The organism is Synechococcus sp. Lug-A (genome assembly GCF_024345655.1).
Lineage (GTDB): Bacteria > Cyanobacteriota > Cyanobacteriia > PCC-6307 > Cyanobiaceae > MW101C3.
Genome location: NZ_JAGQBN010000005.1, coordinates 123,525 through 147,998, shown reverse-complemented (window position 1 = coordinate 147,998; position 24,474 = coordinate 123,525). Strand labels below are relative to the sequence as shown.

At 67.6% G+C, this 24,474-nt stretch carries 23 protein-coding genes, 1 tRNA gene and 1 pseudogene; 11 read left to right on the top strand and 14 right to left on the bottom strand.

Annotated features, from left to right (window positions below; all coding sequences use genetic code 11):
- Positions 1-55: 55 nt before the first annotated feature.
- Positions 56-778 carry a precorrin-2 C(20)-methyltransferase gene (locus KBY86_RS05690; protein ID WP_233132730.1) on the top strand — a complete coding sequence of 241 codons (723 nt, stop codon included), beginning with the start codon at positions 56-58 and terminating at the stop codon, positions 776-778.
- 62 nt (positions 779-840) lie between these two features.
- Positions 841-1,458, top strand: a pseudogene (locus KBY86_RS05685) (DUF4079 domain-containing protein); the annotation flags it as partial.
- Between the two features lie 38 nt (positions 1,459-1,496).
- Here KBY86_RS05685 and dusB read toward each other — a convergent pair.
- On the bottom strand, positions 1,497-2,573 hold the full coding sequence (dusB, locus tag KBY86_RS05680; RefSeq protein ID WP_255099994.1) for a tRNA dihydrouridine synthase DusB: 1,077 nt from the start codon (positions 2,571-2,573) through the stop codon (positions 1,497-1,499).
- Positions 2,574-2,680: 107 nt separating this feature from the next.
- On the opposite strand from dusB, the gene KBY86_RS05675 reads away from it, so the two are divergent.
- Complete coding sequence (locus tag KBY86_RS05675) at positions 2,681-3,229, top strand: DUF1823 family protein (protein ID WP_255099993.1); 549 nt, start codon at positions 2,681-2,683, stop codon at positions 3,227-3,229.
- A gap of 37 nt (positions 3,230-3,266) precedes the next feature.
- Here KBY86_RS05675 and KBY86_RS05670 read toward each other — a convergent pair whose 3' ends face one another.
- Positions 3,267-4,883, bottom strand: coding sequence for a gamma-glutamyltransferase family protein (locus KBY86_RS05670; RefSeq protein ID WP_255140547.1), 1,617 nt, complete (start codon positions 4,881-4,883; stop codon positions 3,267-3,269).
- Between the two features lie 211 nt (positions 4,884-5,094).
- Here KBY86_RS05670 and der point away from each other — a divergent pair, with 211 nt between their 5' ends.
- The 6 genes from der (at position 5,095) to KBY86_RS05640 (ending at position 10,214) form a co-directional block, all read left to right on the top strand.
- Positions 5,095-6,465 carry a ribosome biogenesis GTPase Der gene (gene der / locus KBY86_RS05665; protein ID WP_255140546.1) on the top strand — a complete coding sequence of 457 codons (1,371 nt, stop codon included), beginning with the start codon at positions 5,095-5,097 and terminating at the stop codon, positions 6,463-6,465.
- 26 nt (positions 6,466-6,491) lie between these two features.
- Entirely contained in the window at positions 6,492-7,424 is a 933-nt protein-coding gene (locus tag KBY86_RS05660; protein ID WP_255099990.1) for an energy-coupling factor transporter transmembrane protein EcfT, read from the top strand.
- Positions 7,425-7,446: 22 nt separating this feature from the next.
- Entirely contained in the window at positions 7,447-7,725 is a 279-nt protein-coding gene (locus KBY86_RS05655) for a PipX family protein (RefSeq protein WP_094510037.1), read from the top strand.
- A 1-nt stretch (position 7,726) separates the two neighbouring features.
- Entirely contained in the window at positions 7,727-8,386 is a 660-nt protein-coding gene (locus KBY86_RS05650) for a YggS family pyridoxal phosphate-dependent enzyme (protein WP_255140545.1), read from the top strand.
- Between the two features lie 215 nt (positions 8,387-8,601).
- Positions 8,602-9,174, top strand: coding sequence for a cell division protein SepF (locus KBY86_RS05645; RefSeq protein ID WP_255140544.1), 573 nt, complete (start codon positions 8,602-8,604; stop codon positions 9,172-9,174).
- Positions 9,175-9,215: 41 nt separating this feature from the next.
- A complete protein-coding gene (locus KBY86_RS05640; protein ID WP_255140543.1) occupies positions 9,216-10,214 on the top strand; it encodes a pyrroline-5-carboxylate reductase in 999 nt (332 codons plus the stop codon).
- Between the two features lie 41 nt (positions 10,215-10,255).
- Here KBY86_RS05640 and plsY read toward each other — a convergent pair whose 3' ends face one another.
- The 5 genes from plsY to KBY86_RS05615 are packed head-to-tail and all read right to left on the bottom strand — an operon-like array spanning position 10,256 to position 14,466.
- Entirely contained in the window at positions 10,256-10,909 is a 654-nt protein-coding gene (gene plsY / locus KBY86_RS05635) for a glycerol-3-phosphate 1-O-acyltransferase PlsY (RefSeq protein WP_255140542.1), read from the bottom strand.
- Positions 10,906-11,874, bottom strand: a complete 969-nt coding sequence (locus KBY86_RS05630) for a DUF3086 domain-containing protein (protein WP_255140541.1) — start codon at positions 11,872-11,874, stop codon at positions 10,906-10,908. The genes plsY and KBY86_RS05630 overlap by 4 nt, the downstream gene beginning before the upstream one ends.
- The gene (locus KBY86_RS05625; RefSeq protein WP_255099984.1) at positions 11,871-12,311 is read right to left on the bottom strand and encodes a DUF3119 family protein; all 441 of its coding nucleotides are present in this window, start codon (positions 12,309-12,311) and stop codon (positions 11,871-11,873) included. Before KBY86_RS05625 ends, KBY86_RS05630 begins: the two co-directional genes overlap by 4 nt.
- A gap of 17 nt (positions 12,312-12,328) precedes the next feature.
- Positions 12,329-13,078 (bottom strand): ABC transporter permease, encoded by a 750-nt coding sequence (locus KBY86_RS05620; RefSeq protein ID WP_094510051.1) that lies wholly within the window; start codon positions 13,076-13,078, stop codon positions 12,329-12,331.
- Complete coding sequence (locus tag KBY86_RS05615; RefSeq protein WP_094510053.1) at positions 13,075-14,466, bottom strand: MFS transporter; 1,392 nt, start codon at positions 14,464-14,466, stop codon at positions 13,075-13,077. Before KBY86_RS05615 ends, KBY86_RS05620 begins: the two co-directional genes overlap by 4 nt.
- 147 nt (positions 14,467-14,613) lie before the next feature.
- On the opposite strand from KBY86_RS05615, the gene KBY86_RS05610 reads away from it, so the two are divergent.
- A tRNA-Gly gene (locus KBY86_RS05610) sits at positions 14,614-14,684 on the top strand.
- A gap of 46 nt (positions 14,685-14,730) precedes the next feature.
- On the opposite strand, the gene KBY86_RS05605 is transcribed toward KBY86_RS05610, so the two are convergent.
- From KBY86_RS05605 to KBY86_RS05595, 3 genes are read right to left on the bottom strand one after another with little or no spacing between them, the layout of a single operon-like run.
- Positions 14,731-15,939 (bottom strand): HD-GYP domain-containing protein, encoded by a 1,209-nt coding sequence (locus tag KBY86_RS05605; RefSeq protein WP_255140540.1) that lies wholly within the window; start codon positions 15,937-15,939, stop codon positions 14,731-14,733.
- 3 nt (positions 15,940-15,942) lie between these two features.
- Positions 15,943-19,848: a response regulator gene (locus tag KBY86_RS05600; protein ID WP_255140539.1), complete on the bottom strand. Its 3,906-nt coding sequence runs from the start codon at positions 19,846-19,848 to the stop codon at positions 15,943-15,945.
- Positions 19,845-20,735, bottom strand: a complete 891-nt coding sequence (locus tag KBY86_RS05595; RefSeq protein ID WP_255140538.1) for an ABC transporter substrate-binding protein — start codon at positions 20,733-20,735, stop codon at positions 19,845-19,847. The genes KBY86_RS05600 and KBY86_RS05595 overlap by 4 nt, the downstream gene beginning before the upstream one ends.
- Before the next feature lie 205 nt (positions 20,736-20,940).
- On the opposite strand from KBY86_RS05595, the gene KBY86_RS05590 reads away from it, so the two are divergent.
- Positions 20,941-21,156 (top strand): chlorophyll a/b-binding protein, encoded by a 216-nt coding sequence (locus KBY86_RS05590; protein ID WP_094510060.1) that lies wholly within the window; start codon positions 20,941-20,943, stop codon positions 21,154-21,156.
- Positions 21,157-21,162: 6 nt separating this feature from the next.
- On the opposite strand, the gene KBY86_RS05585 is transcribed toward KBY86_RS05590, so the two are convergent.
- From KBY86_RS05585 to KBY86_RS05570, 4 genes are all read right to left on the bottom strand, one after another.
- Positions 21,163-21,459 (bottom strand): hypothetical protein, encoded by a 297-nt coding sequence (locus KBY86_RS05585; RefSeq protein ID WP_255140537.1) that lies wholly within the window; start codon positions 21,457-21,459, stop codon positions 21,163-21,165.
- Between the two features lie 335 nt (positions 21,460-21,794).
- Positions 21,795-22,325: a hypothetical protein gene (locus KBY86_RS05580; RefSeq protein ID WP_255140536.1), complete on the bottom strand. Its 531-nt coding sequence runs from the start codon at positions 22,323-22,325 to the stop codon at positions 21,795-21,797.
- 447 nt (positions 22,326-22,772) lie between these two features.
- Positions 22,773-23,087 (bottom strand): hypothetical protein, encoded by a 315-nt coding sequence (locus KBY86_RS05575; protein ID WP_255140535.1) that lies wholly within the window; start codon positions 23,085-23,087, stop codon positions 22,773-22,775.
- Between the two features lie 193 nt (positions 23,088-23,280).
- On the bottom strand, positions 23,281-24,474 hold the full coding sequence (locus KBY86_RS05570) for a pentapeptide repeat-containing protein (RefSeq protein ID WP_255140534.1): 1,194 nt from the start codon (positions 24,472-24,474) through the stop codon (positions 23,281-23,283).

Here is a 24,474-nt window from a genome sequence, read left to right as displayed (position 1 = left end):
CCTTCAAGGCCTGCCCGACCCCACCGGCGCCGCTGCCTTGCCGGGGCTCACGCTGGTGGGTGTGGGTCCGGGCGATCCGGATCTACTCACTGTGGCGGCGGTGCGGGCGATCGCCGCTGCCGACCTGGTGGCCTACCCGGTGGCCCAGGCGGGTGGGGAGGGAATGGCCGCGGCGATCGCGGCGCCGTGGCTGAATCCGGAGCAGGCCACCTTGCCGCTGGTGTTTCCGATGGTGGCGGAGCCTGAGCCGCGCCGCCAGGCCTGGCGGGCTGCGGCTGAGGCGCTGGCGGCCGCGGTGGCCGCTGGCCGCCGGGTGGTGCTGCTCTGCGAGGGGGATGTGTCGCTCTATGCCAGCGCCTCGTACGTGCTGCTGGCTCTGCGCGATGCCCACCCCGCCTGCCCGGTGCGGCTCATCCCCGGCATCCCCGCCGTCGCAGCGGCGGCGGCCGCAGGCCACTGGCCTCTGGCCCTGCAGGGGCAGGGGCTGCTGGTGCGCCCCACGCCCGATGCGCCCGGGGTGCTCGATACCCTGCTCGACGCCATCGCCCTGGAGCCCCCGCAGGCGCGCACCGGCCTGGCCCTGCTCAAGCTGGGCCACCGCTGGAGCTGGGTGCGGCCCCTGCTGGAACGGCGCGGGCTCCTTGGGGACGCCCTGTTCGCCCAGCGGGTGGGCTGGCCCGATCAGGTGGTGGTGCCGGCCGATGCGGTGCCCTCCGAGCAGCGGCCCTACTTTTCGCTTCTGCTGATCCGATCCGGCTGGCCGTCGGTACTTCCTTAGCGCCGGCGCCCCTCGGCTGTGACAGCCTTTGGCTGGCTTCCCCACCCCCCACCAACTGCTCCATGACCCCGATCGACTGGTTCTCGCTGCTGCATCCGGTGCTGGTCATCCTGTTTGTGTATCCCGTGGTGGGTGCCACGATCCGCCTCGGCCTGCTGGCCCGTGAGCGCCGGCTCAAGATCCACCCACAGCCGCCCACCGTGGGGGTGGAGCACGCCGACCATGGCCGCTGGCTCACCGCCGGCATCGTGGTGGCGGTGCTGATCGCCCTCCTCTATTCCTTCATCAGCAAGTTCGTGGTGCCGGAACCCCCCTTCACTGGCGGGGCCGGACGTCTGGCGCTGCTGCTGCTGGTGAGTGCCGGCACCTTCGCGAGTCTGCTGGGGCTCTGGCGGGCGAAGAAAGCGCCGCTGCGGGCCAGCTTCGCCCTGCTCACCTGGGTGGGCCTGCTGGGCCTCGGCAGCCAGCCGGAGATCTGGCGCCTCAGCGACAACCCGCTCAGCCCTGCCTTCTGGAGCTCCCACTACTGGGCCGGCGTGCTGCTCACTGGCCTGATGCTGTTCTCGCTGGCCTCCAAGGCGGAGATCTTCCGCTCCCTGCGGATGCGTCGCCTGCACATCACCGCCAACGTGCTCGCCTCCGTGCTCTTTGCCGTGATGGCGATCACCGGCACCCGCGACCTGCTGGAAATCCCACTCAGCTGGCAGAAACCGGCGATCTATTCCTGCAACTTCGAGCTGCGCACCTGCCCAGCACCGGCCCAGTCAAGTGTTGACGCTCCTGCCCCGTCAGCCAACACAGCGACGGTGTCAGCCGCTGCCGCTTCCAGCAGTGCCCTGGCCTCCGCAGGGGTGGGCGCGCGCATCAGCTGATGGCGCAGTTGGGCGGCGCCGGCGAAGCCCTGGCAGGTCCAGCCCATGTGCTTGCGGGCGATCTGCAGGCCTTTCGCCCCTCGGTAGGCCACCAGCGCCTGCAGGTGCTCGGCCGCCAGGGCCAGCCGCTCGGCCGGCGAGGGGTCCGGTGGCACCGGCCGGCCGCTCAGGGCCGCGTCGATGCGGCCCACCAGCCAGGGGGCTCCCAGGGTGGCTCGCCCCACCATGACCCCATCGGCGCCGGTGATGGCCAGGCAGCGCAGGGCTTCTTCGGGGGAGGTCACGTCGCCGTTGGCGATCACGGGAATGCGCAGGGCCTGCTTCACCCGGGCGATGGCGGCCCAGTCGGCGCTGCCGGAGAAGCCCTGCTCCCGTGTGCGGCCGTGCAGGGTGAGCGCCTCGGCACCGGCCTCCTGCAGACCGAGGGCGAAAGCCACCGGATCGGCGCTGCTGCCGCACCAGCCCAGCCGCGTCTTCACCGTGACCGGCACGCGCACCGCAGCCGCCACCGCCGCCACGATCTCCGCCGCCAGCGCGGGCTCGCGCAGCAGGCCGCTGCCGCCGCCTTTGCGCGCCACCTTGCGCACCGGGCAGCCCATGTTGATGTCGATCAGGAAGGCGCCCGCCGCCTCCGCCCGCCGGGCGGCCTCGGCCAGGGCCTGGGGACGGTGGTCGAACAGCTGCACCGCGATCGGCCCGCTCTCGCCGGCCAGAGCCTCGAACTTCTCACTGCCGTGGCCCCGCTCCAGGCAGGTGGCGTGCACCATCTCCGTATAGAGGAGGGCGTCGGGAGCCCAACGGCGCACGAAGCCCCGAAAGATCTGGTCGCTCACCCCCGCTAGGGGCGACTGGAACACCCGGCAGCGCAGCTGGCGCGGCTGGCCGCGGCCCTGAAGCTGAAGTGGAAGCGGTGGCAGGGTCATCAGAGGTTCATCTTCCCGCTGCCCAGCGCCGCGCTGACCCGCCGAACAACTGCCTCGTTGACCCGACCAACCACCGCCTCGCTGACCTGCTGACCCGCCGCTTCGCCATGACCGCCGCCTCCCCCCATCCGCTCAGTCGGCAGTTGCTGCAGCTGATCCTCGACGACCGCACCAGCGACCGCTTCGTCTGCGAACTGGTCTGGCAGCGGCTGGGCTACGCACCCGCTGACGGGCTGGTGGATGGGCCTGCTGCTGAGGCGGAACCCACGGCAGAGGCCACCACCGCTGCCGTGGGCGCCGCCGGCGCCGCACAGGGGCCAGCGCCGTGGCGCGCCACCACCGCCACACCGGACGACTGGGCCCTGGCCTACCCGCTGGCGCCGCCGCTGATCGCGGAGCGTCCGGCCAGCGTGCGGCTCACCCGCTCGATTGCCGCCGCCCACAAGCAACTGCTCAAACACCAGCTGGGCTTCGCCGGCTACCGCATCGGCGAGCTGTTTCCCCGCCGCACCCGCCGCGCCACGGCGGTGAACTGGCTGCTGGCTCACCTGGCCGAGCGTGGCGAACCGCTGCCGGACACAGGGCCGCTGCCACCGCTGCTGCCGGAGCCGGCCGATCCGGTGGCGGGGCACCCTGGAGATCTGCCGGTGCAGTAGCCGGTGGACCGCCCCCGAGCCACGTAGGCCCCCCCGTTCAAATCCCCATGGCCACCCCATCGAGCCGGTGATCCACGCCGGCCTCCAGGCTGGTGCAGTGGCCGGAGTCGTCGCGATGGAGGCGCACCATCTGGGCACCCCCCTTGAAACCCACGAAGCCATAGGAATCGCCGAGCTGATGGCCGCGGGCCACCAGCTCGTGGCCCACGTCTGGATTGAACTGCGGATCGATGTGAACCACACCGCTCTGCATGACCAGCTTGAAGCGCGGGGCATCCACGGCCTGCTGGGGATTCATGCCCAGATCGAGGGCGTTCACCAGGATCTGGGTGAGCCCCTGGGGGTGGGCGTTGCCGCCGATCACCCCCATCACGAATTCAGGCAGCCCATCGCGCAGCACCATCGCCGGCAGGATCGAATGACGCGGCCGGTGGCCGGGTGCCAGGGCATTGGGATGGCCCGGCTGGCTGGAGAACTGGGCCGCCCGGTTGTTGAGCAGCACCCCCGTGTCACCCGCCACCAGCCCAGAGCCGAACAGTCCGCTGATGCTGGTCATCAACGACACGGCGTTGCCCTCGCTGTCCACGGCGCACACGTAGCTGGTGTCGCCCGAATGGCCGCCCTGGGGCCGGGTGGCCGGCCGGGCCTGGGCCGTGATGCGGCTGCGGGCGGCGGCCAGTCCGTCCGGGCTGAGCTGCTGCCGCACCAGTTCGAGCATCGCGGGGGTGGGCTCCCCCACCCCATCGATCGCCAGCTCAAAGCCGAGGCGGATCGCTTCGATCTCATGGTGCAGACGCTCCGCCTCGCCCATCGCGGCGAGGGGCAGGCCGTCGAGGATGCCCAGAGCATGCAGAGCCACCACCGCCTGGGAATTGGGTGGCAGGCCCAGCACCTCCCGGCCGCGGTAGCCCACGCTCAGGGGCTCCACCCATTCGGCGCGGTGCTGCTGGGCGGCCACGTCGGCTGTGGTGGTGGGCACACCGCCCGCGCTGATCGTGGTGGCGATCGCCGCGGCCACGGGCCCTTCGTAGAAGCCCTGGCGGCCCTCCCAGGCCACGCGCTCCAGGGTGTCGGCCAGCTGCGGCAGGCGCATCAGCTGGCCCGGCTGCGGGGCGCTGCCATGGAGCAGAAACACCTCGCGAAGCACTGATGAGGCGCTCTGCCCCAGCATCGCGGCGCCAACGGCCCAGAACCCCGCGATCGATTCGCCCACCGGGTAGCCCTGGCGCGCATAGGCGATCACCGGTTCCCACAGCTGCTGCAGCGACTGGGTGCCGAACCGCTCCAGCAAGGTGCACCAGCCATCCACGGCGCCGGGAATGGTGACCGAGGCTGCGCCGTGCTCCGGCATCAAGGGGCGTGCTCCGATGCGCTCGAGGCTGGCGCCGCTCGGGGCCATGCCGCTGCCATTGAGACCCAGCACCCGCTGGTCCTGCGCCGACCACACCAGCACCATGGTGTCGCCACCGAGGCCGCTCATCATCGGCTCGGCCAGCGCCAGCATCCCGGCCATGGCTACCGCGGCATCGGCGGCGTTGCCGCCCTGCTCCAGCACCCGCAGGCCCACGCGGGTCACCAGCGGCGAGCTGGAGGTGACCATCGCACGCCCGGCAAAGACGGGTGAGCGGCGATGAAGAAAGGCAGGGTTGGCCATGGCAGCGCGCGGCTCTGGCGGTCAGGCCGCAGTCTGGTGTGGGTGGCGCCTCCGCCACAGCGGCATAACGGTGTTGAAAGGTTCGAGCGTGCAAGGTTCCTGCTTCCAGGGCTCGGAGTTGCAGGGTGACGCCGCCAACACTTCTCCAGGCCGGCCACAGCTGAGCCAGCCTGTAAGGTCGAAAAGAGATCGTTGATCGGGATATTACGTTTTGGCGCTACCAGTCGTCGCCGTCATCGGGCGCCCCAACGTGGGCAAATCCACTCTGGTGAACCGGCTGTGCCGCAGCCGGGAGGCAATCGTCCACGACGAGCCCGGTGTCACGCGTGACCGCACCTACCAGGAAGGGTTCTGGGGCGATCGGACCTTCAAGGTGGTCGACACCGGCGGCCTGGTGTTCGACGACGACAGTGAGTTTCTCCCGGAGATCCGCGAACAGGCCAACCTTGCTTTAGCCGAAGCGGTGGTGGCCGTGGTGATCGTCGATGGCCAGGCGGGGGTCACGGCGGCAGATGAATCGATCGCCGAATGGTTGCGCGGCCAGAACCGGCCGGTGCTGCTGGCGGTGAACAAGTGCGAGTCGCCTGATCAGGGCCTGGCGATGGCCGCCGACTTCTGGGGCCTCGGCCTGGGTGAGCCGTTTCCGATCTCGGCCATCCACGGTGCCGGCACCGGCGATCTGCTCGACAAGGTGATCGAATTCCTGCCTCCCGCTGACGCGGAGGAAACGGAGGAGCCGATCCAGCTGGCGATCATCGGCCGGCCGAATGTGGGCAAATCCAGCCTGCTCAATGCCATCTGCGGTGAGCCTCGGGCGATCGTCAGCCCGATCCGCGGCACCACCCGCGACACGATCGACACCACGATCGAGCGGGAGGGTCGTCTCTGGAAACTGCTCGACACCGCCGGCATCCGCCGCCGCCGCAGTGTCAGCTACGGGCCCGAATACTTCGGCATCACCCGCAGCTTCAAGGCGGTGGAACGCAGCGACGTCTGTGTGCTGGTGATCGACGCGCTCGATGGGGTGACCGAACAGGATCAACGCGTGGCGGGCCGCATCGAGGAAGACGGCCGCGCCTGCGTGATCGTGGTGAACAAGTGGGATGCGATCGAGAAGGATTCGCACACCATGACCGCGATGGAAAAGGATCTGCGGGCCAAGCTCTACTTCCTCGACTGGGCACCGATGCTGTTCACCTCCGCCCTCAGCGGCCAGCGGGTGGAGAGCATCTTCTCGCTGGCGCTGCTGGCGGTCGAGCAGCACCGGCGCCGCGTCACCACCTCGGTGGTGAATGAAGTGCTGCAGGAGGCCGTGAGCTGGCGCTCGCCGCCCACCAGCCGCGGTGGCCGCCAGGGCCGTATCTATTACGGCACCCAGGTGGCGGTGCGGCCGCCGAGTTTCACCCTGTTCGTGAACGATCCCAAGCTGTTCGGCGACACCTACCGCCGCTACGTGGAGCGGCAGATCCGGCAGGGCCTGGGCTTCGATGGCTCGCCGATCAAGCTGTTCTGGCGCGGTAAGCAGCAGCGCGACGCCGAGAAGGAACAGGCGCGTCAGCAGGCTCGTTCCGCCACCCCGTGAAGCGGCTCCACTTCCTGCAGCACTGAATGGACTGGCTGAAGCAGCTCCCGATCGGCCAGTACGTCGATGGCGACAGCGGCTGGCTGCGCCGCGTCGATGCGCGCCTCAAGCTCGCCTGGACCCTGGCGTTCCTGATCACACCCATCCTGGCCGGCCCCGTCTGGCGGCTGGCGCTGGTGGGGGCGTTGCTGCTGATCACGGCGCTCTGCGGGCTGCCGTGGCGGCTGTGGCGCCGCAACCTGCCTCTCCTGCTCGCCCTCAGCCTGCTGGTGGGGCTGCTCTCTGCCTTGCTGCCGGCCGGTGGCGCGGGCACTGCTCAGCTCTCGCGCGATCCGGCTGAGCTGCGCCTGGCGCCGGCGCCGCCGGGGGCACCGCCGGTCGAACGCAGCGGTGAGCCCTGGGAGGTGCTGCGCTGGGGGCCCGTGCAGCTGGGGCCGCTGCCGCTGGGCCCACTGGTGATCAACCGCCGCTCGGCGGAACTCGGCCTGAACAGCGCCACCCTGCTGTTCACCCTCATCCACAGCGCCAACCTGCTGCTGCTCACCACGCCGCCGGAAGAGCTGGTATGGGCACTCAGCTGGGGCCTCACCCCTTTGGGCCGGTTGGGGCTGCCGGTGGAGCGGCTCGGCTTCATCCTGCTGCTGGCGTTGCGCTTCCTGCCCCTGGTGCAGGAGGAACTGCAGAACCTGCTGCGCTCGATCGCCACCCGGGCACTCAACCTGCGGCGACTGGGCTGGAAGGGAGTGCTGGGGCTGGGGTTGGCGGTGGCGGAACGGCTGCTGGCCAACGTGTTGCTGCGCGCCGAGCAGGGGGCCGATGCGCTGGTGGCCAGGGGCGGCCGCTGGGTGCCGCCGCAGCAGCTGCGGCTGGGGGTGCCCGTGGCCCGACGTCTGAATCTCATGGCCTGCCTGCTGCTGCTCCTGCTGCTTGGGCTGCGGTGGCAGTACGGTGCGCTGTGATTGGTAGCCGAACAAACCATCAGTGAGCGCTGAGTCGAGTACCGAGCGATATCTCAACCATCCCACCTTCGGGCTCCTTTACTGGGTGGCACCGGCCGGAGAGGGCCGCGATCTGTTCGCCACCCTTTACGCCCAGCGGATGTTCTTCCTGGTCACGGCGCAGCCGCGCGGCGCCCATTTCGAGGTGATTCCGCTGATGGATGCCCGCCACTACGCCGAGCAGAACCTGGCGCGGGCCCGGCGTGACCGCAGCGAAAAACTCGGCCATTGGCGCCAGCTGTTCGACCAGACCTTCATCTGAAATGGGCGCTGACGCTCCAGCGGCCCTGGCGGTGCGGTGGCAGGCCCTGCAGGAGCAGCTGCCGTCCGGTTCCCGCCTGCTGGCGGTGAGCAAGGGGCAGACGGCCGAGCGCATCCGCGACCTGGCCGCACTCGGGCAGCGCAGCTTCGGCGAAAGCCGCCTGCAGGAGGCCGAGGCCAAGCAGCTGGAGCTGGCGGATCTTCCCCCCCTGGATTGGCACTTCATCGGTCGCCTGCAGGCCAACAAAGCCCGTGGGGTGCTGCGCCACTTCGGCACCATCCACTCGCTCGACAACCTGCCGCTGGCGCTTCGCCTGCAGCGCATCGCCGCCGAGGAGGGCCTGCAGCCGCGGGTGTTCCTGCAGGTGAAGCTGCTGCCCGATCCAACCAAGGCCGGGTTCGAGCCCGATGAGCTCGACCAGCTCTGGCCCCAGCTGCAGGCGCTGGCGCCGTTGCAGCTGGTCGGCCTGATGACGATCGCGCCGCTTGGGTTGGATGCAGCCGGTAGCCGTGCCCTGTTCGGCTCCTGCGCCGCGCTGGCGGCCCGTCTGGGGTTGCCGGAGCTGTCGATGGGCATGAGCGGCGACTGGCGCGAGGCCGTGGCGGCCGGCAGCACCTGGGTGCGGCTCGGCTCGGTGCTGTTCGGCCCCCGCGGGGCCTGACCGGGGCCCCACGGGGACTTCGGGGCCGCCCCGGGCCTGCGCAACGCGCTTGCCCCGGCCAATCACGGCGGGGTCCTGAGGCCGCCTTCGCTGGGGGCGGTGGGGGCGTTCGCCACCCGGCGGAAGCATGAATCCAGTGATTTCAAGGGTTGCGACCAGTTGCAACTGGGAGCGTGGGACGCTATTCAGGTACTGACCTCACGAAGGAACCAAAGGTGTCGTTGTTCTCCCGCCTCCGTGCCGTCGTCTCCGGTGACGACTATCTCGATGGCGAGTACGACGACCTTGACTACGACCCCGGTGACGACCAGGCCCAGACCGCCCAGTCGCGCGCCACGCAGGTCGGCAGCGGCAGTGCCCTGGCCCTGTCCTCCCCCTTCGGCTCCGACGACCTCTTCCCCGGCAGCAAAGTGATCGGCATGCCGGGCCTGTCGGCAACGGCCGCGGAGGTGACCCTGATGGAGCCCCGCAGCTTCGATGAGATGCCCCGTGCCATCCAGGCCCTGCGTGACCGCAAGACCGTGATCCTCAACCTCACGATGATGGAGCCGGATCAGGCCCAGCGGGCCGTGGATTTCGTGGCAGGCGGCACTTTCGCCATCGACGGCCACCAGGAGCGGGTGGGCGAAAGCATCTTCCTGTTCGCGCCCAGCTGCGTCACGGTCACCACAGCCTCGATGGAGGAGCCCTCCTCTCCCACCATCGTCTCCACCCGCGACACCGGCTCCGATGCCGATGCGGCCCCGAGTCCGGCCTGGGGCCGCTCCGACTTCGCCGTCGGCGGCTGAGCACGTCTTCTGAGCACGTTTCCCGCCACCGCCACCGGTCCATGACCGAGCACGCCGGGGCCTCTGAGCCCCTCCTGTCGGGCCTCGGGATCATTGGCCTGGGGCAGATGGCCCAGGCCTTGCTGCTGCCGCTGCTGGAGCAGGGGGATGTTCGTCCTGCTGCCGTGCGGGCGGTGGTGGCCAGCCCTGCCTCCGCCGAGCGGCTCCAGCAGCAGTTGCAGGTGGCTGTCTGTGCCGCCGCCGATGGGCAGGCGGCTGCGGCCTGGCAGGCGCCGGTGGTGCTGCTGGCCGTCAAGCCGCAACAGCTCGCGGCGGCAGCCACGGCGGCTGCAGATGCGGCGGCGGCAGTTCGAGCGGCACACAGCCGATCAGGGGCGTCCGCCGCGGCATCGGCCACACCCCCAGCTTCTGGTTCAGCAGCCTTCGCCTCGCCAGCAGCGCCCTCTGAGCACGGCGACGCCTCCCCAGCCGCCTCCCCAGCGGCGTCCTCAGCGCACAGCGACGAGAGCCCTCTGCTGATTTCCGTGCTGGCGGGGGTCAGCCTGGCTCGCCTGCAGGCGTCATTTCCCGGCTGGCGCGTGGTGCGGGCGGTGCCGAACACTCCCTGCCTGGTGCGGGCCGGCATCACTGGACTGGCCTGGGGAGAGCAGCTCAGCGATGGGCAACGTCACTGCGTGCGCCAGCTGTTCGGCCGGGTGGGGCAGGTGCTGGAGCTGCCGGAGCCCCAGCTCGATGGGCTGCTGGCGGTGGCCTCCTCCGGGCCGGCGCTGATGGCGGTGGTGATCGAAGCCCTCGCCGATGGCGGCGTGGCCGCCGGCCTGCCGCGGGCGCTGGCACAGGAGCTGGCGCTCGCCATGACCGGTGGCACCGTGGCGCTGCTGCAGCAGAAGGGCCTGCATCCCGGCCAGCTCAAGGACATGGTGAGCAGCCCGGCCGGCACCACGATCACGGCCCTGCGTCAGCTGGAGCGGGGCTCCGTGCGTTCGGCTCTGATCGAGGCGGTGCTGGCGGCTGCTGAACGGAGCCGGGCGCTGGGCTGAAGCAGCGCCCGGTTCTCGGATCCAGGCTCTCAGCTCCCGCCTCAGGTCGGGGTGTTGGGTTTGTCTGCGCCGATGCGTGGCTCGGTGCCGTCCATGATCCGGGCCAGGTTGCTGCGATGGCGCCACAGCACCAGCACGGTGGTGAGCAGGGCAAGGGCCAGATAGGCGGGCCGCAGCCCGGTGCCGGCGCTCTGGAAGGAGCCCAGCATCAGCAGCGGCAGGCCCACCGCCGCCACCACGCTGGAGAGCGACACGATGCGGGTGAGGGTGAGGGTGACGAGGAACAGCCCGAAGCTGGCCAGCCCCACCGCGGGCACCAGACCGAGCAGCACGCCCAGCCCGGTGGCCACGGCCTTGCCACCCCGCCAGCCCAGCCACACCGGCCAGATGTGGCCGGCAAGAGCCGCCAGCCCCGCCGCCACCACCCAGGCATCGCCAGCGGCGGAGACGCCGAGTGGCTCCACCACCGCCTTGGCCAGCAGCACGGCGGCCGTTCCCTTCAGCACATCCACCAGGAACACCACCAGCGCCGGGCCCTTGCCCACCTGGCGCAGCACGTTGGTGGCGCCGGTGGAGCCGGAGCCCAGCTGGCGCAGATCGACGCCGGCGCACCATCGCCCCGCCAGCCAGCCGCTGGGGATCGAGCCGAGCAGGTAGCCCGCCAGCAGCACGGACAGGATCAGCAGGGGATTCACAGCAGCTCCTCGTCGATGGCCAGTTCCGCTGGAGTGGCGGCGAAGGCGAGCCAGAGCGGGAACTGCAGCACCGGGACGTCGACCACCTGTTCGGCCGCATCGATCACGATGAACGGCAGCTCGCCGCGCTCCTCGAGCCGGTCGGCGCGCTCGATCAGGGCATCAGGCCGCTCGAACAGCACCACGCCGCTGTTAGGCCCAAAATCTTCACGGCTGAGCCCGAGGCAATCCTGCAGGCCGCGGCGCCATTCCCCCAGCCGCTCCGGCTGGCCGGCCAGCACCAGGGTCTGGAAGCGCTCGCCGTAGAGCTCGCCGAGGATCGCCACCGCCGCCGCCACCGTGAGCGCATTGCGGCTGCGGCTGCCGGCGCTGGCGTGGGCGCCACGCCCGCCCTGATAGAGGAACCACTCCTCCAGCAGAGCCGCGGCAGGGGCTTCCAGGCTGCGGCGCAGCTTCCAGGGATCGGCGTAGAAATCGGGCTGGCCCTGGAAGCGCTCCAGCTGGCTGCGGATCAGTTCTTCGTCCTCGCTGAACAGACCCGCCGCCGCCGGTGCGGCAGGGGCAGCCGCGGCGGCCACTTCCGCCGGCTGATCCAGTGGCGAGGGCTGCACCACCACCGGCTGCACCACCAGCTCCATCTGCTCGGCCTGGCCGGCCAGATCCTGCAGCGCCACCACCAGGTAGTCCTGGAAGCCCTTCAGGCGCCGGGCGATCGCATCGGCCTGACCATCAAAGCTGCTCACCAGGCTCTTCTGCAGCTGGTTGCGGCGGGTTTCCAGCTCCTGGATCTCCGCCTCCAGTGCCGCGCGCCGCTCCTGCAGCTCCTTGAGGGCGAGCGCCTGCCAGGGCTCGAATGGCTTGGCTACAGGGGCCGGGTCGGCCGCAGGCGAGGGCTCGGCCGCAGGCGGTTCAGGCACGCTCAGGGGCGGCGGGGATTGGTCCGGCGGCACGCTGGGATCGGTCATGGCGAGGTGCTGACGTGCAGCTCCAGTTGTTGGCGCAAGGTGGTGGCATCAAACAACACCGGCAGCAGGTGAATGCTGCGCTGTTCACGGAAATAGAACAGCACCGGCACCGGGTTCCAGAACACGGTCCAGGCGATCCATTCGTCGTAGGGGAAGCGGCGCAGCAGCGTCGACTGACGCCACACCAGCAGGGCATCGCCGCTGAACTGCAGGCGCAGCAGCACGGCCTGCAGCAGCAGGAACAGCCCGAACAGCACCACCACGCCGCTGAGCCACAGCGCCCCCGACCACAGCGGCAGCAGGGCCAGGCCGGCCAGCCCCAGCACCACCACCCCCAGCGGCACCCCGTAGCGGGGTGCGAGCACCGTTCCGGCGGCGGGATCGAGCGTGGCGGCGGGGGAGGTCATGGTGGCGGCGGAGAGAGGCGGAGGTTCCATGCTGGGCAGCTGGCGGCCTAAGCGCCGAACAGCAGCTGGGTCAGCAGCACATCCATCAGGCTGACCGTGACCAGAATCATCACCACGGCGCCGGTGGTGCTGGTGCCCACCTCCTTGGGGCCGCCGCGGGTGGTGAGGCCCCAGCCGCAGGCGATCACGGCGATCTGCAGGCCGAACACCACCGCCTTGACCAGCATCGAGGGCAGGTCGCTGGCGGTCATCCAGCTGCGCACGGAATTCCAGAACACGGTGGGCGGGATCGAGAAGAGAAAGGTGCTGCTCACCTGGCCCGACCAGACCCCCACCACGAAGAACACCAGGCACTGCACCGGGGCCATCACCACCATCGCCAGCACCCGGGGCACCACCAGGTACTCCACCGGATCGGTCCGCAGCATGGTGATGGCGTCGATCTGCTCGGTCACCTTCATGGTGCCGATCTGGGCGGCGTAAGAGGTGGCCACCTTCCCGGTAAGCAGGGTGGCGGTGAGCAGCGGTGCGATCTCGCGCGCCAGCCCCACCGAAAGGATGCCTCCCACGGCCACGCTGGCCCCCTGCTTGGTGAGCTCTGCCGCCACCTGGATGTTGAACACGGTGCCTGCCGCCAGCGCCGTGATGAACACGATCAGAAAGCTGCCGGGCCCTGCCTCCAGCAGATGTTCGAACAGGTCGTTGACGTTGATGCGCCCCCTGCCGATCGCCGCCACGGTCTGGCCGCCGATCAGGCAACTGCTGCCGAGGCGGTTGAGCCAGCGCGGTGACTTCATGGCTGGGCCTGAAGCAGGTGGGCGCCACGCTCAGGCCAGCGCCGCATCACGATCAGCCCCAGCACCACCAGCGTGGCGGGGATCAGCCCCATGCACAGGCGGATCGCGATCAGGGCCGTGTCGGGTTGGACGATGCCCCTGGCCGCCACGTAGCCACTCAGGCTCATCAGGTTGCCGAAGAAGAACAACGCCAGGCTGATGCAGATCTTCTGGGTGAACACCATCCAGGCGCTGTAGAGGCCGGCGGGCTTTTCAGGATCGGCGTCGATGGCATCCGGCAGCAGCGCCCAGGGGATCAGGTAGGCCGTCGAGGCGCCCAGACCCACCACCAGGATGGCCACCAGCAGCGCCACCAGCCGCAGCCCGTTCATCCAGGAGCCCACGGGCGAGAGGTCGGGATCGAGGGGGATCAGCAACATGGCGAGCAGGCAGCCGCCGATCCAGAGCGCCGTGCCCCGGTGCAGCGCCTGGATGCGGCCGTAGCGGTGGGAGAAGCGGTTCCAGATCTGCAGCCCCACGAGGGTGCTGATCTGAAAGGGCAGCAGGATCCAGTTGCTCCAGCTCTCCGGCAGCCGCATCACCACCGGCAGGTAGATGAGGGCGGCGGTCTGCATGATCTGCAGCGCGCACCAGAGCATCAGGTAGAGGCCGAGCACCTTGATGAAGCGACCGTTCTCGCGCACCCGGCGCAGCATGCGGCGGGTGGAGCCTTGCTGGCTGTTGGGCCGCTGGCAGTTGCGGGCCGCCGGGGCGATGCCCCAGGCGCAGACCAGGGTGAACACCGCGATGATGCTGCCCGACAGCACGCCCACCTTGAAGTAACTGCCGGGGTCCTGGTGGTTCTGGAGCAGCAGCCCTCCCAGCACGATGCCCACCAGCCCGGCGATGATCGAGCCGGTGAACCGCGCCGTGTTCAGGCGGGTGCGCAGGCCGGTGTCGGTGGTGAGCTCGGCCGCCAGGGCGGAGTAGGGCAGGTTGACGCAGGTGTAAAGGCTGTTGGCCACCACCGAGATGGCCAGGAAGATGCCGAACTTCACCCAGAGGCTTCCGGGCGGAAGCCACCACATCATCGCCATGGCGATCCCGAGCGGAATGGCGCTCCAGAGGATCCAGGGCAGGCGCGGGCCCCAGGGGCTGCGGGTCTTATCGCTGAGCCAGCCCACCACCGGATCGTTGATGGCATCCCAGAGGCGGGCCAGCATCAGCACCAGCCCCGCCATCCAGGCGGGCAGCCCGGCGGCGGCGGTATAGAAGATGAACAGGTAGAAGCCGATCAGCGACGCCGCCATGCCGGTGCCCGCATCGCCAAGGCCATAGGCCACCAACATGCGGCGCTGGAACCCCCTGGGTGCATCGATGGCGTCACTGACGCCGGTGGTGGAGCTCATGGCCGCAGGGTTGGCGGAAGGGACGACCGGATCAGGAACAACGGTCAACGGCCGGTGGCTTCACGCAGGCCATAATGCTTCAGCCGCAAAGGCAGTGGCACCGCGGGCCACACCAGCACGGCAACCGAGTGATACACCTGTATCCCTGCGGGCGTAGTTTAGTGGTAAAACCTCAGCCTTCCAAGCTGATGATGCGGGTTCGATTCCCGCCGCCCGCTTTCTTTTCACCAGGCTTCTTCTCTGTTCAGCAGGCTCCCTGGCTGCTCACCAGAAGGCCGGGCTGTTTTCCCCATCCTCCGCCAGGCCCGGCGATGGGGAAAGGGACGGCGCGGGCGGAGGATGGGCGGCCAGGGGCGGCGCGGAATTGTTGTCTTTGAAGGTGGCGGCGATGGTGGCGAAGCGATCGGCTACCTGGCGGAAGGCTTCCACGATCACAGGATCGAATTTTCGGCCGACCTGGCTTTCGATGAAGCGGGCGGCTTCCTCATGGGAGAAGGCCTGCTTGTAGAAGCGTTTGGAGATGAGGGCGTCATACACATCGGCCACGGCCATCAGACGGGCGGACAGGGGGATGGCTTCTCCTTGCAGCCCCTCGGGATAGCCGCTGCCGTCCCAGTTCTCGTGGTGGTAGTGGGCGATCTCGCGGGCAAATCGCAGAAAGCTGCTGGGGGCATCCAGCAGACCTTCTGCTTGCGCAATGATGTGGGAACCCAGCTCCGAATGCTTCTTCATCACCATGAACTCTTCAGGGGTGAGCTTGCCTGGCTTCAGCAGGATGTGATCAGGAATGCCCACTTTGCCGATGTCATGAAGCGGCGTGGATTTATAGAGCAGCTCGATTGCCTCTGCGTCGAGCTGGCTGGCGTAAGGGGAGTGCCGGTGTAAGTGCTCAGCCAGAAGCTTCATGTAGTTCTGGGTGCGGCGCAGGTGCATTCCGGTTTCGTTGTCGCGGGTTTCCGCCAGTGATGCCATCGCCAGGATCGTGACGTCCTGAACCTTCTGGACCTCGCGGGTCTGGCGCTCCACTTCCTCGCGCAGGTAACGGTTGTGATCAGAGAGGAGGTCGCTGGCGCGCTTCAGGGCCACATGGGTGGCCACTCTGGCCAGCACGATGTCGGGGGAGAAGGGCTTGGTGATGTAATCCACGCAGCCATCAAGAAAGCCTCGCTTCTGATCAACTTCCTGGTTCAGCGCCGTGAGGAAGATCACAGGAATGTCCTGAGTGGCGGGGTCGGCCTTAAGCCGTATGCACACCTCATGGCCATCAAGATCCGGCATCATGATGTCCAACAGAATCAGATCCGGCTGGGGCGTCTGCAGGGCCAACTCCAAGGCAAGTCCGCCACTGGTGGCCAGGCGCACTTTGTACAGCCCACGCAGCAGGCCGTTCATCACCTGCAGGTTTTCCGGCGTGTCATCCACCACCAGCACGGTGGGCTTGCTTTGCCCAAGGCTGTCGGCGAGATGGGTCATGGATCAGGCCTGCAGCAAGGGAGGAACGCGTAGCTGCACGGCCCTGCGCGCCTCTGAGAAATCAAAGCGCATCAGCTCAGCGGCCATGCGCTCAAAGCCCGCCGATCCCAGGGTCGTGATCAGGGCCTCGCGGTGCTGGCTGATGAATTCCAGGGCTTCCCCATCAAAGGCGGCCAGCAGAGTATCGAGCTTGCCCAGCAGGTGCTGCTGCTCCAAGCTCAGCACTGCTGTCCCCGGCCCTTCCGGTGAGGGGGCGGTGCCCTCCGCCGGCTCCATCGCGAAGGCCGCGCGGATGCACGCCATGGTGAGCTGCAGCTGAACCTCAAAGTTCTGCCTGGTGTGGCTGTGGCAGAGCTGCTGGTTGAGTTCGAGCTCCAGCCGCGTGGCGGCCTCCGCCAGGGAGGTGGCCCCCAGATTGGCGGACACCCCTCTGAGGGCGTGCACGATCAGTGCCGCCTCCTTCAGATTGTTGGTCTCAAGGGCGGCCTCCAGCCGCTGGGCCGCATCCGCCTGGGTGTGCACCAGGCTCTGCAGCAGCTGACAGTAAAGAGCGCGGTTGCCAGCCACCCGCCTGAGCGCTCCGGGCAGATCAAAGCCTTCCAGGGCCAGTCCATTCAGCTCCGAACCTCCCTGCTCCGCACCATTCAGCTCCGAGCGATCCAGTCCCGGATTCTGCGGCGGTGATTCTTCATCGGCTGGCGCGGGCTGGGGGATGGCCGGCTGGGCAGAGGCTGGAGCTGGTTCGCCTGGGCCCTGACAGTGGCGGCCGCTCCAGTGGTGCAGCCGTTCGTAGAGGTGGTCCGGATCGATCGGTTTGGTGATGAGGTCCTGCATGCCGATGCGCATGCAACGGTCGCGCTCCGGCTGCATGGCGTGGGCGGTCATGGCGAGCACGGGCAGCAGCTGCCAGCGGGCATCGGCACGGAGGCGACGGGTGCATTCCCAGCCATCCATTTCGGGCATGTTCAGATCCATCAGCACCAGGTCGCAGGGGGGCAGCGGCTGCTGCTCCAGCCAGGCGAGAGCCTCCACGCCATTGCGGGCCGTGCTCACCTGCACGCCGGCGATGGTGAGCAACTCTGCGGCGATCTGCTGAATGATCGGATTGTCTTCCACCACCAGCATCTTCAGGCCCTGCAGGCCCCACGCCAGCTCCTGGCCCTGTGTGTATTCGGCCGCCGCCGCCGCCGATCCCGCGCTGTCGCCACCTTCGAACATGGCAGTGAGATGGTCCATCAGCTCAGAGGAGCGGACCGGCTTGCACAGGATTCCATCCAGCAGCCCCGGAGGGGTGAGCTGGCAGGCGTCTTCGCCGCCGTAGGCCGTGATCAGCAAGATCCTCGGCTGCTGGATCACCGGGTTGGCGCGGATGTCTGCGGCCACCTGCAGGCCATCCAGCTGATCGCCGAGTTGCCAATCCAGCAGGACCAGGCCATAGGGCTGCTGGTGGGCGTTGGCTTGGTGCATCATGGCCAGGGCTTCGGCGCCGCTGCCAGTGGCATCACAGCGCAGGGGGAGCTGGTGCAGCAGTTGCGTGATCACCTCACGGGCCACGGAGTTGTCATCCACCACCAGCACGCGCACCTGGCTCAGGGCCTCCGGCAACGCCCGCGGGGTGGCGCAAGCACCGAGGTGAAAACGGCAGCGGGCAGTGAAACAGGACCCCTCACCAGGCACGCTGCTCACCACGATGGAGCCGTCCATCAGCTCCAGTAACCGTTGGCAGATGCTCAGGCCCAGGCCGGTGCCGCCGTACCGGCGCGTGGTGGACAGCTCTGCCTGGGTGAAGGGCTGGAACAGGTTGCCCATCTGGGCTTCGGTCATGCCGATGCCGGTGTCCTGCACGCGGAACACCAGCTCCACCTCCACCTGCTGAGGCTGCTGCTCGCCGACGCTCACCTGCAGCTGGATCTGGCCCTGCTCGGTGAACTTGGCGGCATTCGAGAGCAGGTTGAGCAGCACCTGGGTGAGGCGCAGCGGATCGCCGTTGAGGCAGGTGGGTACGTCGTCGTCGACGCGGAAGAGGAGTTCGACGCCCTTGGCGAAGATCCTGTCGGCGATCAGGGTGGCCACATCGGAGAGCACCGCATCGAGCTGGAAATCGATGGTCTCAAGCGTGAGTTTGCCGGCCTCGATCTTGGAGAAATCAAGGATGTCGTTGATGATCCCCAGCAACCCCTGGCCTGCGTTGCTGATTTTCTGCAGGTAGTCGCGCTGGTGCGGGTTGAGACCCGTTCGCAGCGCCAGATGCGACAAGCCGATGATCGCGTTCATGGGGGTGCGCAACTCATGGCTCATGCGCGAGAGGAACTCGCTCTTGGCCCTGTTCGCCTCCTCCGCCTCCTGGCGCGCCTGCTCCAGCTGGATTTTCTGGGCGCGCAGGCTGGTGATGTCTTCACCGGAGCCCAGAAGGGCAATCGGTTGGCCGTCGGCGCCATCGAGCAGGCTCAGGTGCCAACGCATGAAGCGGGTGCCGCGTTGGTTGGTGCAGACGCGGTACTCCAACGCTCCCTCGGGGGGAAGCCTGGAGGCGGCCGCCTCGTTGAGCCAGCGGCGCAGCAACGGCTGATCCGCGGGATCCACCACATCGGTGAGCCAGTTGAGGCCGCTCCAGCAATTGGAGGCGATGCCGATCAGCGCACAGCCGCTGCTGTTGAGCAGGGTGACGCGGCCCTCGAAATCAAGCGCCAGCAGGGTGGTTTGCGCCGTCTGGATGTAAGCGTGCAGTTGCTCCTTGGTGTTGCGCAGGTTGCTGGTGCGCTCCTTGATGCGCTTGGCTAGCACATTGATGGTGCTGGCCAGGGAGGCAATCTCATCGTGGCCTCTCACCACCACCGGGGTGAGGCTGGCTTCATCGGCAGGATCGAACCCCTGAATCGCCTGGTGCAGCTTCTGGATCGGACCCGCCAGGCGCCGGCCGAGCGCCACGCCTGCCATCGTCACCAGGATGGCGGTGGTCGCCAGCACCATCAGCAACTGCTGGGTGAGCGACTGGCTGTCGAGCCGTGGTTCTGCCTCGGGGATGGTAACGAGCACCGCCACATGGCTCTGCGGGATCTGCCGCCAGGCACCGAGCTTCAATGTGCCGCTGCCGGTGCGCAGGTAGCCGGCCCCGCCGTTGCCCAGTTGGCGCTCCGAAAACGTCAGACCACCGCTCAAAGTCGGTCGGTAGTTCAGGGCCTCGGAGTCCTCGGTGGCCTGCCCCATCGGCACGGAGAGGAACTGCCACTCGTCGCCCCGGCGTTGTTCGATCACCAGATGCGTCTCAGCGCCGTGACTCAGTCGCTCATAACGCCTGTTGATCACCTCGCTGAAGGAGGCGGCCTCCAACCGCCCCACCAGCAACAGATTCTGATTGGCGCGGTCCTTGAGCGGCACGGCCATCCAGGTGGCTGTTTCCTCCGTGCAGGGATCGTGCTTGAGGAGAAGCACCGTCAGGTGGCTCCAGGTGCCCATTCCTTCCACCAAATTGTTGAGGCCGCAGTGACGCAGGAGCGGACCCGCCAGCGACTTGCCGATCAGGGCGAGATTCACCGCTGCGCCGATGACCCGGCCTGAGCCGCGATCGATTAGCAGCAGTTCTGCAAAACCGAGCCGGGAAGCCTGCTGTGGCAATTTCTGCTGGAGCGGGGCGGGCTGCCTATGGAGTTCCATGGCCAACTCATCAAGCTCGAGGCCCTTGCTGGTGAGCATGGCCTGCAACTGCTCCACCTTGCCGTTGGCCATCTGCTCGGTGGCATCCAGGTGGTGGCTGAGGATGCGCTCCCGGTAGGCGTTGAGCGCCACCACCTGGGAGAACAGCATCGGGGTGAGACCCACACCAAGCAGCAGCACGGTGAGCCGGCTGGAGAGCGTGAGGGCGCCCAACCGCTCACGCCAGGTCTGGATGGTGCGGACCGGCTGTGTCATTTCAGAGCGAGATCAATCGGCTCCGTGCTCACCCTCGGCAGGGGCACGCGGCCACGGATCAAACCCAGCTGCTTCTGCACGGCGAGGACGTCGGCGAGGTTGCGTTCGAGCTTGCCGCCGGGCAACAGCATGTGCCGTTGCTCCGAGAGTGAGAGATAGAGAAGGCCTTTTTCCCATTCGCGAAACACCTCAGCTCTCACACCCTGTCGCCTGGCCATGATTTCCTGCGCTTCGGGATCGCGATCCGCCAGATCGTGGGCCTGCTGCCACACCCGCACCAGGCGCCCCAGAATGTGCCGGTTGGTGCGGTAGTACTGCGGATCAACCACCAGCACATCAAAAATTTCACCGGGAATCTCTGCACTTGTGAAGGCCGTGACGGCCTCGCCGCCGTCCAGTACCGCATCACTGAAGGGTGGGTAGAAGGCCGCCCCGTCGATCTGCCCGCTGACGAGACGGCGCCCCATGTCGGCTAGGGGCACGGCCACGATGCGTACATCGGCGAGGCTCATGCCATGACGGGCCAAGGCCCGGCTCAATACAAACGGGCCGAGGGTGCTGGGGGTGACGGCCACGCGCTTGCCCCGCAGGGCCGCGATCGTGCCGAGCGAGCGGCGCACGGCCACTTTGTCGCCACCACGGGATTCATCAAGGATCAGCACCACCACCGGGCAGCGTTTTGGCTGGCGGCTGCAGATGTCCACGGCTTCCACCGTGGTGAGCTGGGCGATCGGGAAACGGCCCTCTTCAAAGGCCTTGACAATCTCAGGCGGATCGGAAAAGCCCAGGGTGTCGATCACAAGCCCCGCCTTCTGATCCAGCTGCTTTTCGTGGGCGAGGTGGAAGTACTGAAAGCCAGCCCAACTGGCAATTGGAATGGTGACCACCGCGGGCTTCTGGCAGCCCATCACGATGAGCGCAAAGGCTGCCAGTGCCGCGAGCGCTCGACGTTGGAACACGAGTGGAGCCAGAGGATAGTTTGAACCTATGCGGTCGCGGCCTCAGAGATTGTTCAACCGCTGTGCAAACGGTTCACGGCCGGCGGCCATTCGCCCAGCTCCCATAGGCTCAGCCGCAGTGTGCGCTTCCCCGATGGCTCCCGACTCCTTCCAGTACGAGCCGCTCGAGCGCTTCGGCGAGGGGCTCACCACCCGCCGGCCCTGGAACACGGCGGCCCTGGCCGGGGTGGAACTGCTCAATGGCCGCGTGGCCATGCTCGGCTTCGCGGCGGCCCTGATCGGTGAGGCGATCACCGGCCTGGGGCCCGCCGGTCAGTTGCTGGCGCTGCTGCGCTGGTATCTGCGCTGAGGCGCGTCAGCCGTCCTGGCGCACCCGCTTCACGGCCAGGCCCGCCTCGGTGGCGGTGACCCCAGCCAGCAGCACGAGACCCAGCAGCCCCACCAGCTGGTTCTGGGCTTCTGCAGCCGCTGCGGCGTCCTGCCCCAGCACGGCCCCGGCCACGAACCAGGCGGTGGCCAGCGCCGAGGTGATCCAGTAGGCCTTCCAGCGGCGCTGGTAGAGGTAGCCGGCGCCCAGTCCCGGCACCACATTCAGCACCACCGCCACCCAGCCGGCGGAGGCGGCCAGGATCTGCTCGCGGGTGGGGGCCATGGGAGGGGAAGTGAATGAACCCACTCTGGCGCTTGTGGAGGGGAGTGGGGATGCGGAGGTGATGGGAGTGGTGCAGTCGGGCGGGGTTCGGCGAACAGGATTCCGACACTTTCAGCCTGAAGGATCTCCTGGTGATGCGCAAGCCCTGCTTTGCGACTTCGCTTTGGATCCTGCTGCTGTGGTTGCCAGCTGTAGGGGGAAATGCCTGGTGATCCGTTGCTTTGATTGAATGGGTTGGGTGGATTGGTGATGCTGGCCAGGGCTTTTGAAGAGCAGTGCAGAAAGCGCCTCACTGGACCTGGGGCTCCTATTCATGGCAATAGGTACTCGCACAACTAACTCGACGGCTTTCCTTTCTTCGGCTTTGGCTCAGGTATCACCTTCCACCAGACCGATACGCCTACTTTGCGGCGCTCCAGCATGAAGCCAGGGCGAGGGCTATGGCTGGTGCTCCAGCTGGAAACAGTGCTGCGAGATAGGCCGAGCAGGTGAGCCAGTTCATCGCTGGTGATCCAGGCTCCCAGCTTGGCCGCTTCAGCTAAGCCACGGGCGACCGCCAGGGGATTCAACCTGGGCGCCGGCTGTATGGCTGCCACCAAGGCGGCTAGGGCCAGGATGCTTTCGCTGCCAGCTGTTGCTGGCGGCAACGTTAGGGCTTTACGCTGATCATTGGTGCCGGTTGATGGCATCACTGACAGGGCCTCAATGCTCACACTGGTGGTAGCTGCTGGCTGCGCTGAGGCCAAGAAATTGGAGAGGGTGCAGCCCTTCCTCTGCAAGTGCTGGTGCAGCTGATCGCCCAGGGGGATGAGATCACCGGGCCAGACCGTACGTGTGCTCGATTCCCTGATCAGATCGACCCCCAAGGCGGAAGCACGGGATTTGACGGCCTTTCGGCTAATCCCCCAGCGGCTGCAGCAGTCGTCGAGAGGGAGATCAACACTGGCTTCGCTTGTCACTGATGGCACCAGCTGACATTATTGATCGCTCCATCATGCCGGTCCGCGGGAGGTTCGCCATCGACCGGGGATCTATTCGGCGCTTGCTGCAAAGAACGAGCAGCCAGCTGGACGTCACTGCATGGATTCGATCAGCAAGTAGGAGCAATCGTCCAACCAAGCGGCAGTTGCACAGGCAGAAGAGGAAAGCTCTCGATGCGGAGCAGGCAACTGCCTGATTGACGAGAACGGGTATGAGGCGCCATCGCACAGGCTTGATCTGGGCAGCCATTGTTTGGGACTGCAGCGATCAAGCTGACCTCGGCTAGCCGAAATGAATTGAACCCGTCAACCGAGATGGGCGTTCGTTCCCGTTCAGCGGGGGACGGGACAGCCCTTGGGCCCTAACTCTTCGGCAAGATGCTGCTTGGCTGATTCCATGGCGGCACTGGGGATATCGGATCTTTGCTTGAAAATCTCGGTTAACCAATCTGTGGCGTCGTTGCGGGAGAGCAAGCCGATATCCAACAGCGCACATACCGTGATGCCGCTTCCGACAAGAAAGCCATACCAGTAACTTTGCTTGTCCCGAATGTCGGCGTGAACATGCAGTGGCAGCAACATGCTCGATGTCGCGACTAGGCTGATCGTTAATCGCTTTAGATTTCTGGTCAGGTTGGCTGAGTCCAAGGCGACCCAAATCATCTGCTCTTTGGCTGCCAGAGTAGGCGGCTGGATTCTGCAGTTGCCACCTGCCACGCCAGCGACCAGGCTGTACCACTGAGGTGCCAAGATTTAGAACTTGTCTGTCGGATGTAGCGCCTCACACCACGCCTGCCATCCTTCTGTGGGTTGCAGCACATAGGCGCAACTGCCCATTCGTTCACCGATCAGATGGCAGCGCCGGCAGCGGACGCTCCAGCCGGTTGGGGATGCCCTTCACGCCACCGGGCAGGGTTTTGCGGGAACGGGGGCCGCTCCAGGAGGCGAGGTAGATCCGCGCCTCGTCGCCCAGTTGGCGCAGGTCGGAGAAGTTGGCATTGATCACCTGGGCCCCCGAGCCTTCGCCCGTCTCCAGGTTCAGGGCCCATTGGCCGTCGGTGGGGGTGGCGCTGGCCGGCTGGCCGAAGAAGAAGCGGGTGCCCTCCACCTTTGCACCGTCGAGATTGGCGCCGCACAGATTGGTGCCGGCCAGATTCGCCTCGCTCAGATCGCAGTTGCTCAGGTTGGTGCCGCGCAGGTCGGCGCCGTTGAAATCAATGCCGCGCAGGTCGGTGTCGGAGAGGTCCACGCCCCGCAGCACCTGGTGCAGGTTGATCACCGGCACTCCCGCGAGCCGGTCTTCCTCGTAGTTGCCTTCGCCATCGAGGATGGCCCGCCCGAGGCGGTGGTCGCGGCGCAGGGGCGTGAGCAGGCGGGCGTGGGAGAGGAAGCGCAGGATGCGGGCCTTGCCCTGGCTTTCGATGCTGCCAAGCACCGCCGCCAGCCGCCCCTCCGCCAGCATCCGCTCCAACGGCCAGTCCTCCAGGAGTCCGTCTTCATCACTGATCAGCTCGGAGATGCCCTGGATGAAGCTGTCGATCGTCTGCCCCTGGGTGATCCGGTTCTGCTGGGTGGTGAGCCGTTGATCCACCTGGAACTGACGCCAGGCGATCACCAGGGCCACGAACGCCACCAGGATCTGCCCGAAGGCGCCGATCACCCCCTCCCCGATGGCGCCGATCGCCTCCCAGTCACCGCTGCGGTAGACCCGCACCAACGGATCCCACCAGCCGAACAGCACCGACAGCACCACCAGCGCCAGCACCAGCGTCAGCAGCGCCACGGTCTGAACCGTGGCCTCGTCGTCGAGGCGGGCGCGCAGCTGGCTCCATAGAGGAGGCGCCAATCGCACCAGCGCCAACACCAGGCTCACCAGCGCCGCCGCCAGGGCCAGCCAGGAGAAGCCCAGCACCAGGGCCAGCAGGGTGATCCCCGCGGCGATCAGCAGCTGCAACGCCGGCAGATCTCTCACGCCCGCCCAGAAGGCATGGCTGTGGAAGGGCATCGCTGGGCGTTCATCAGCCGGCGGGGTCAT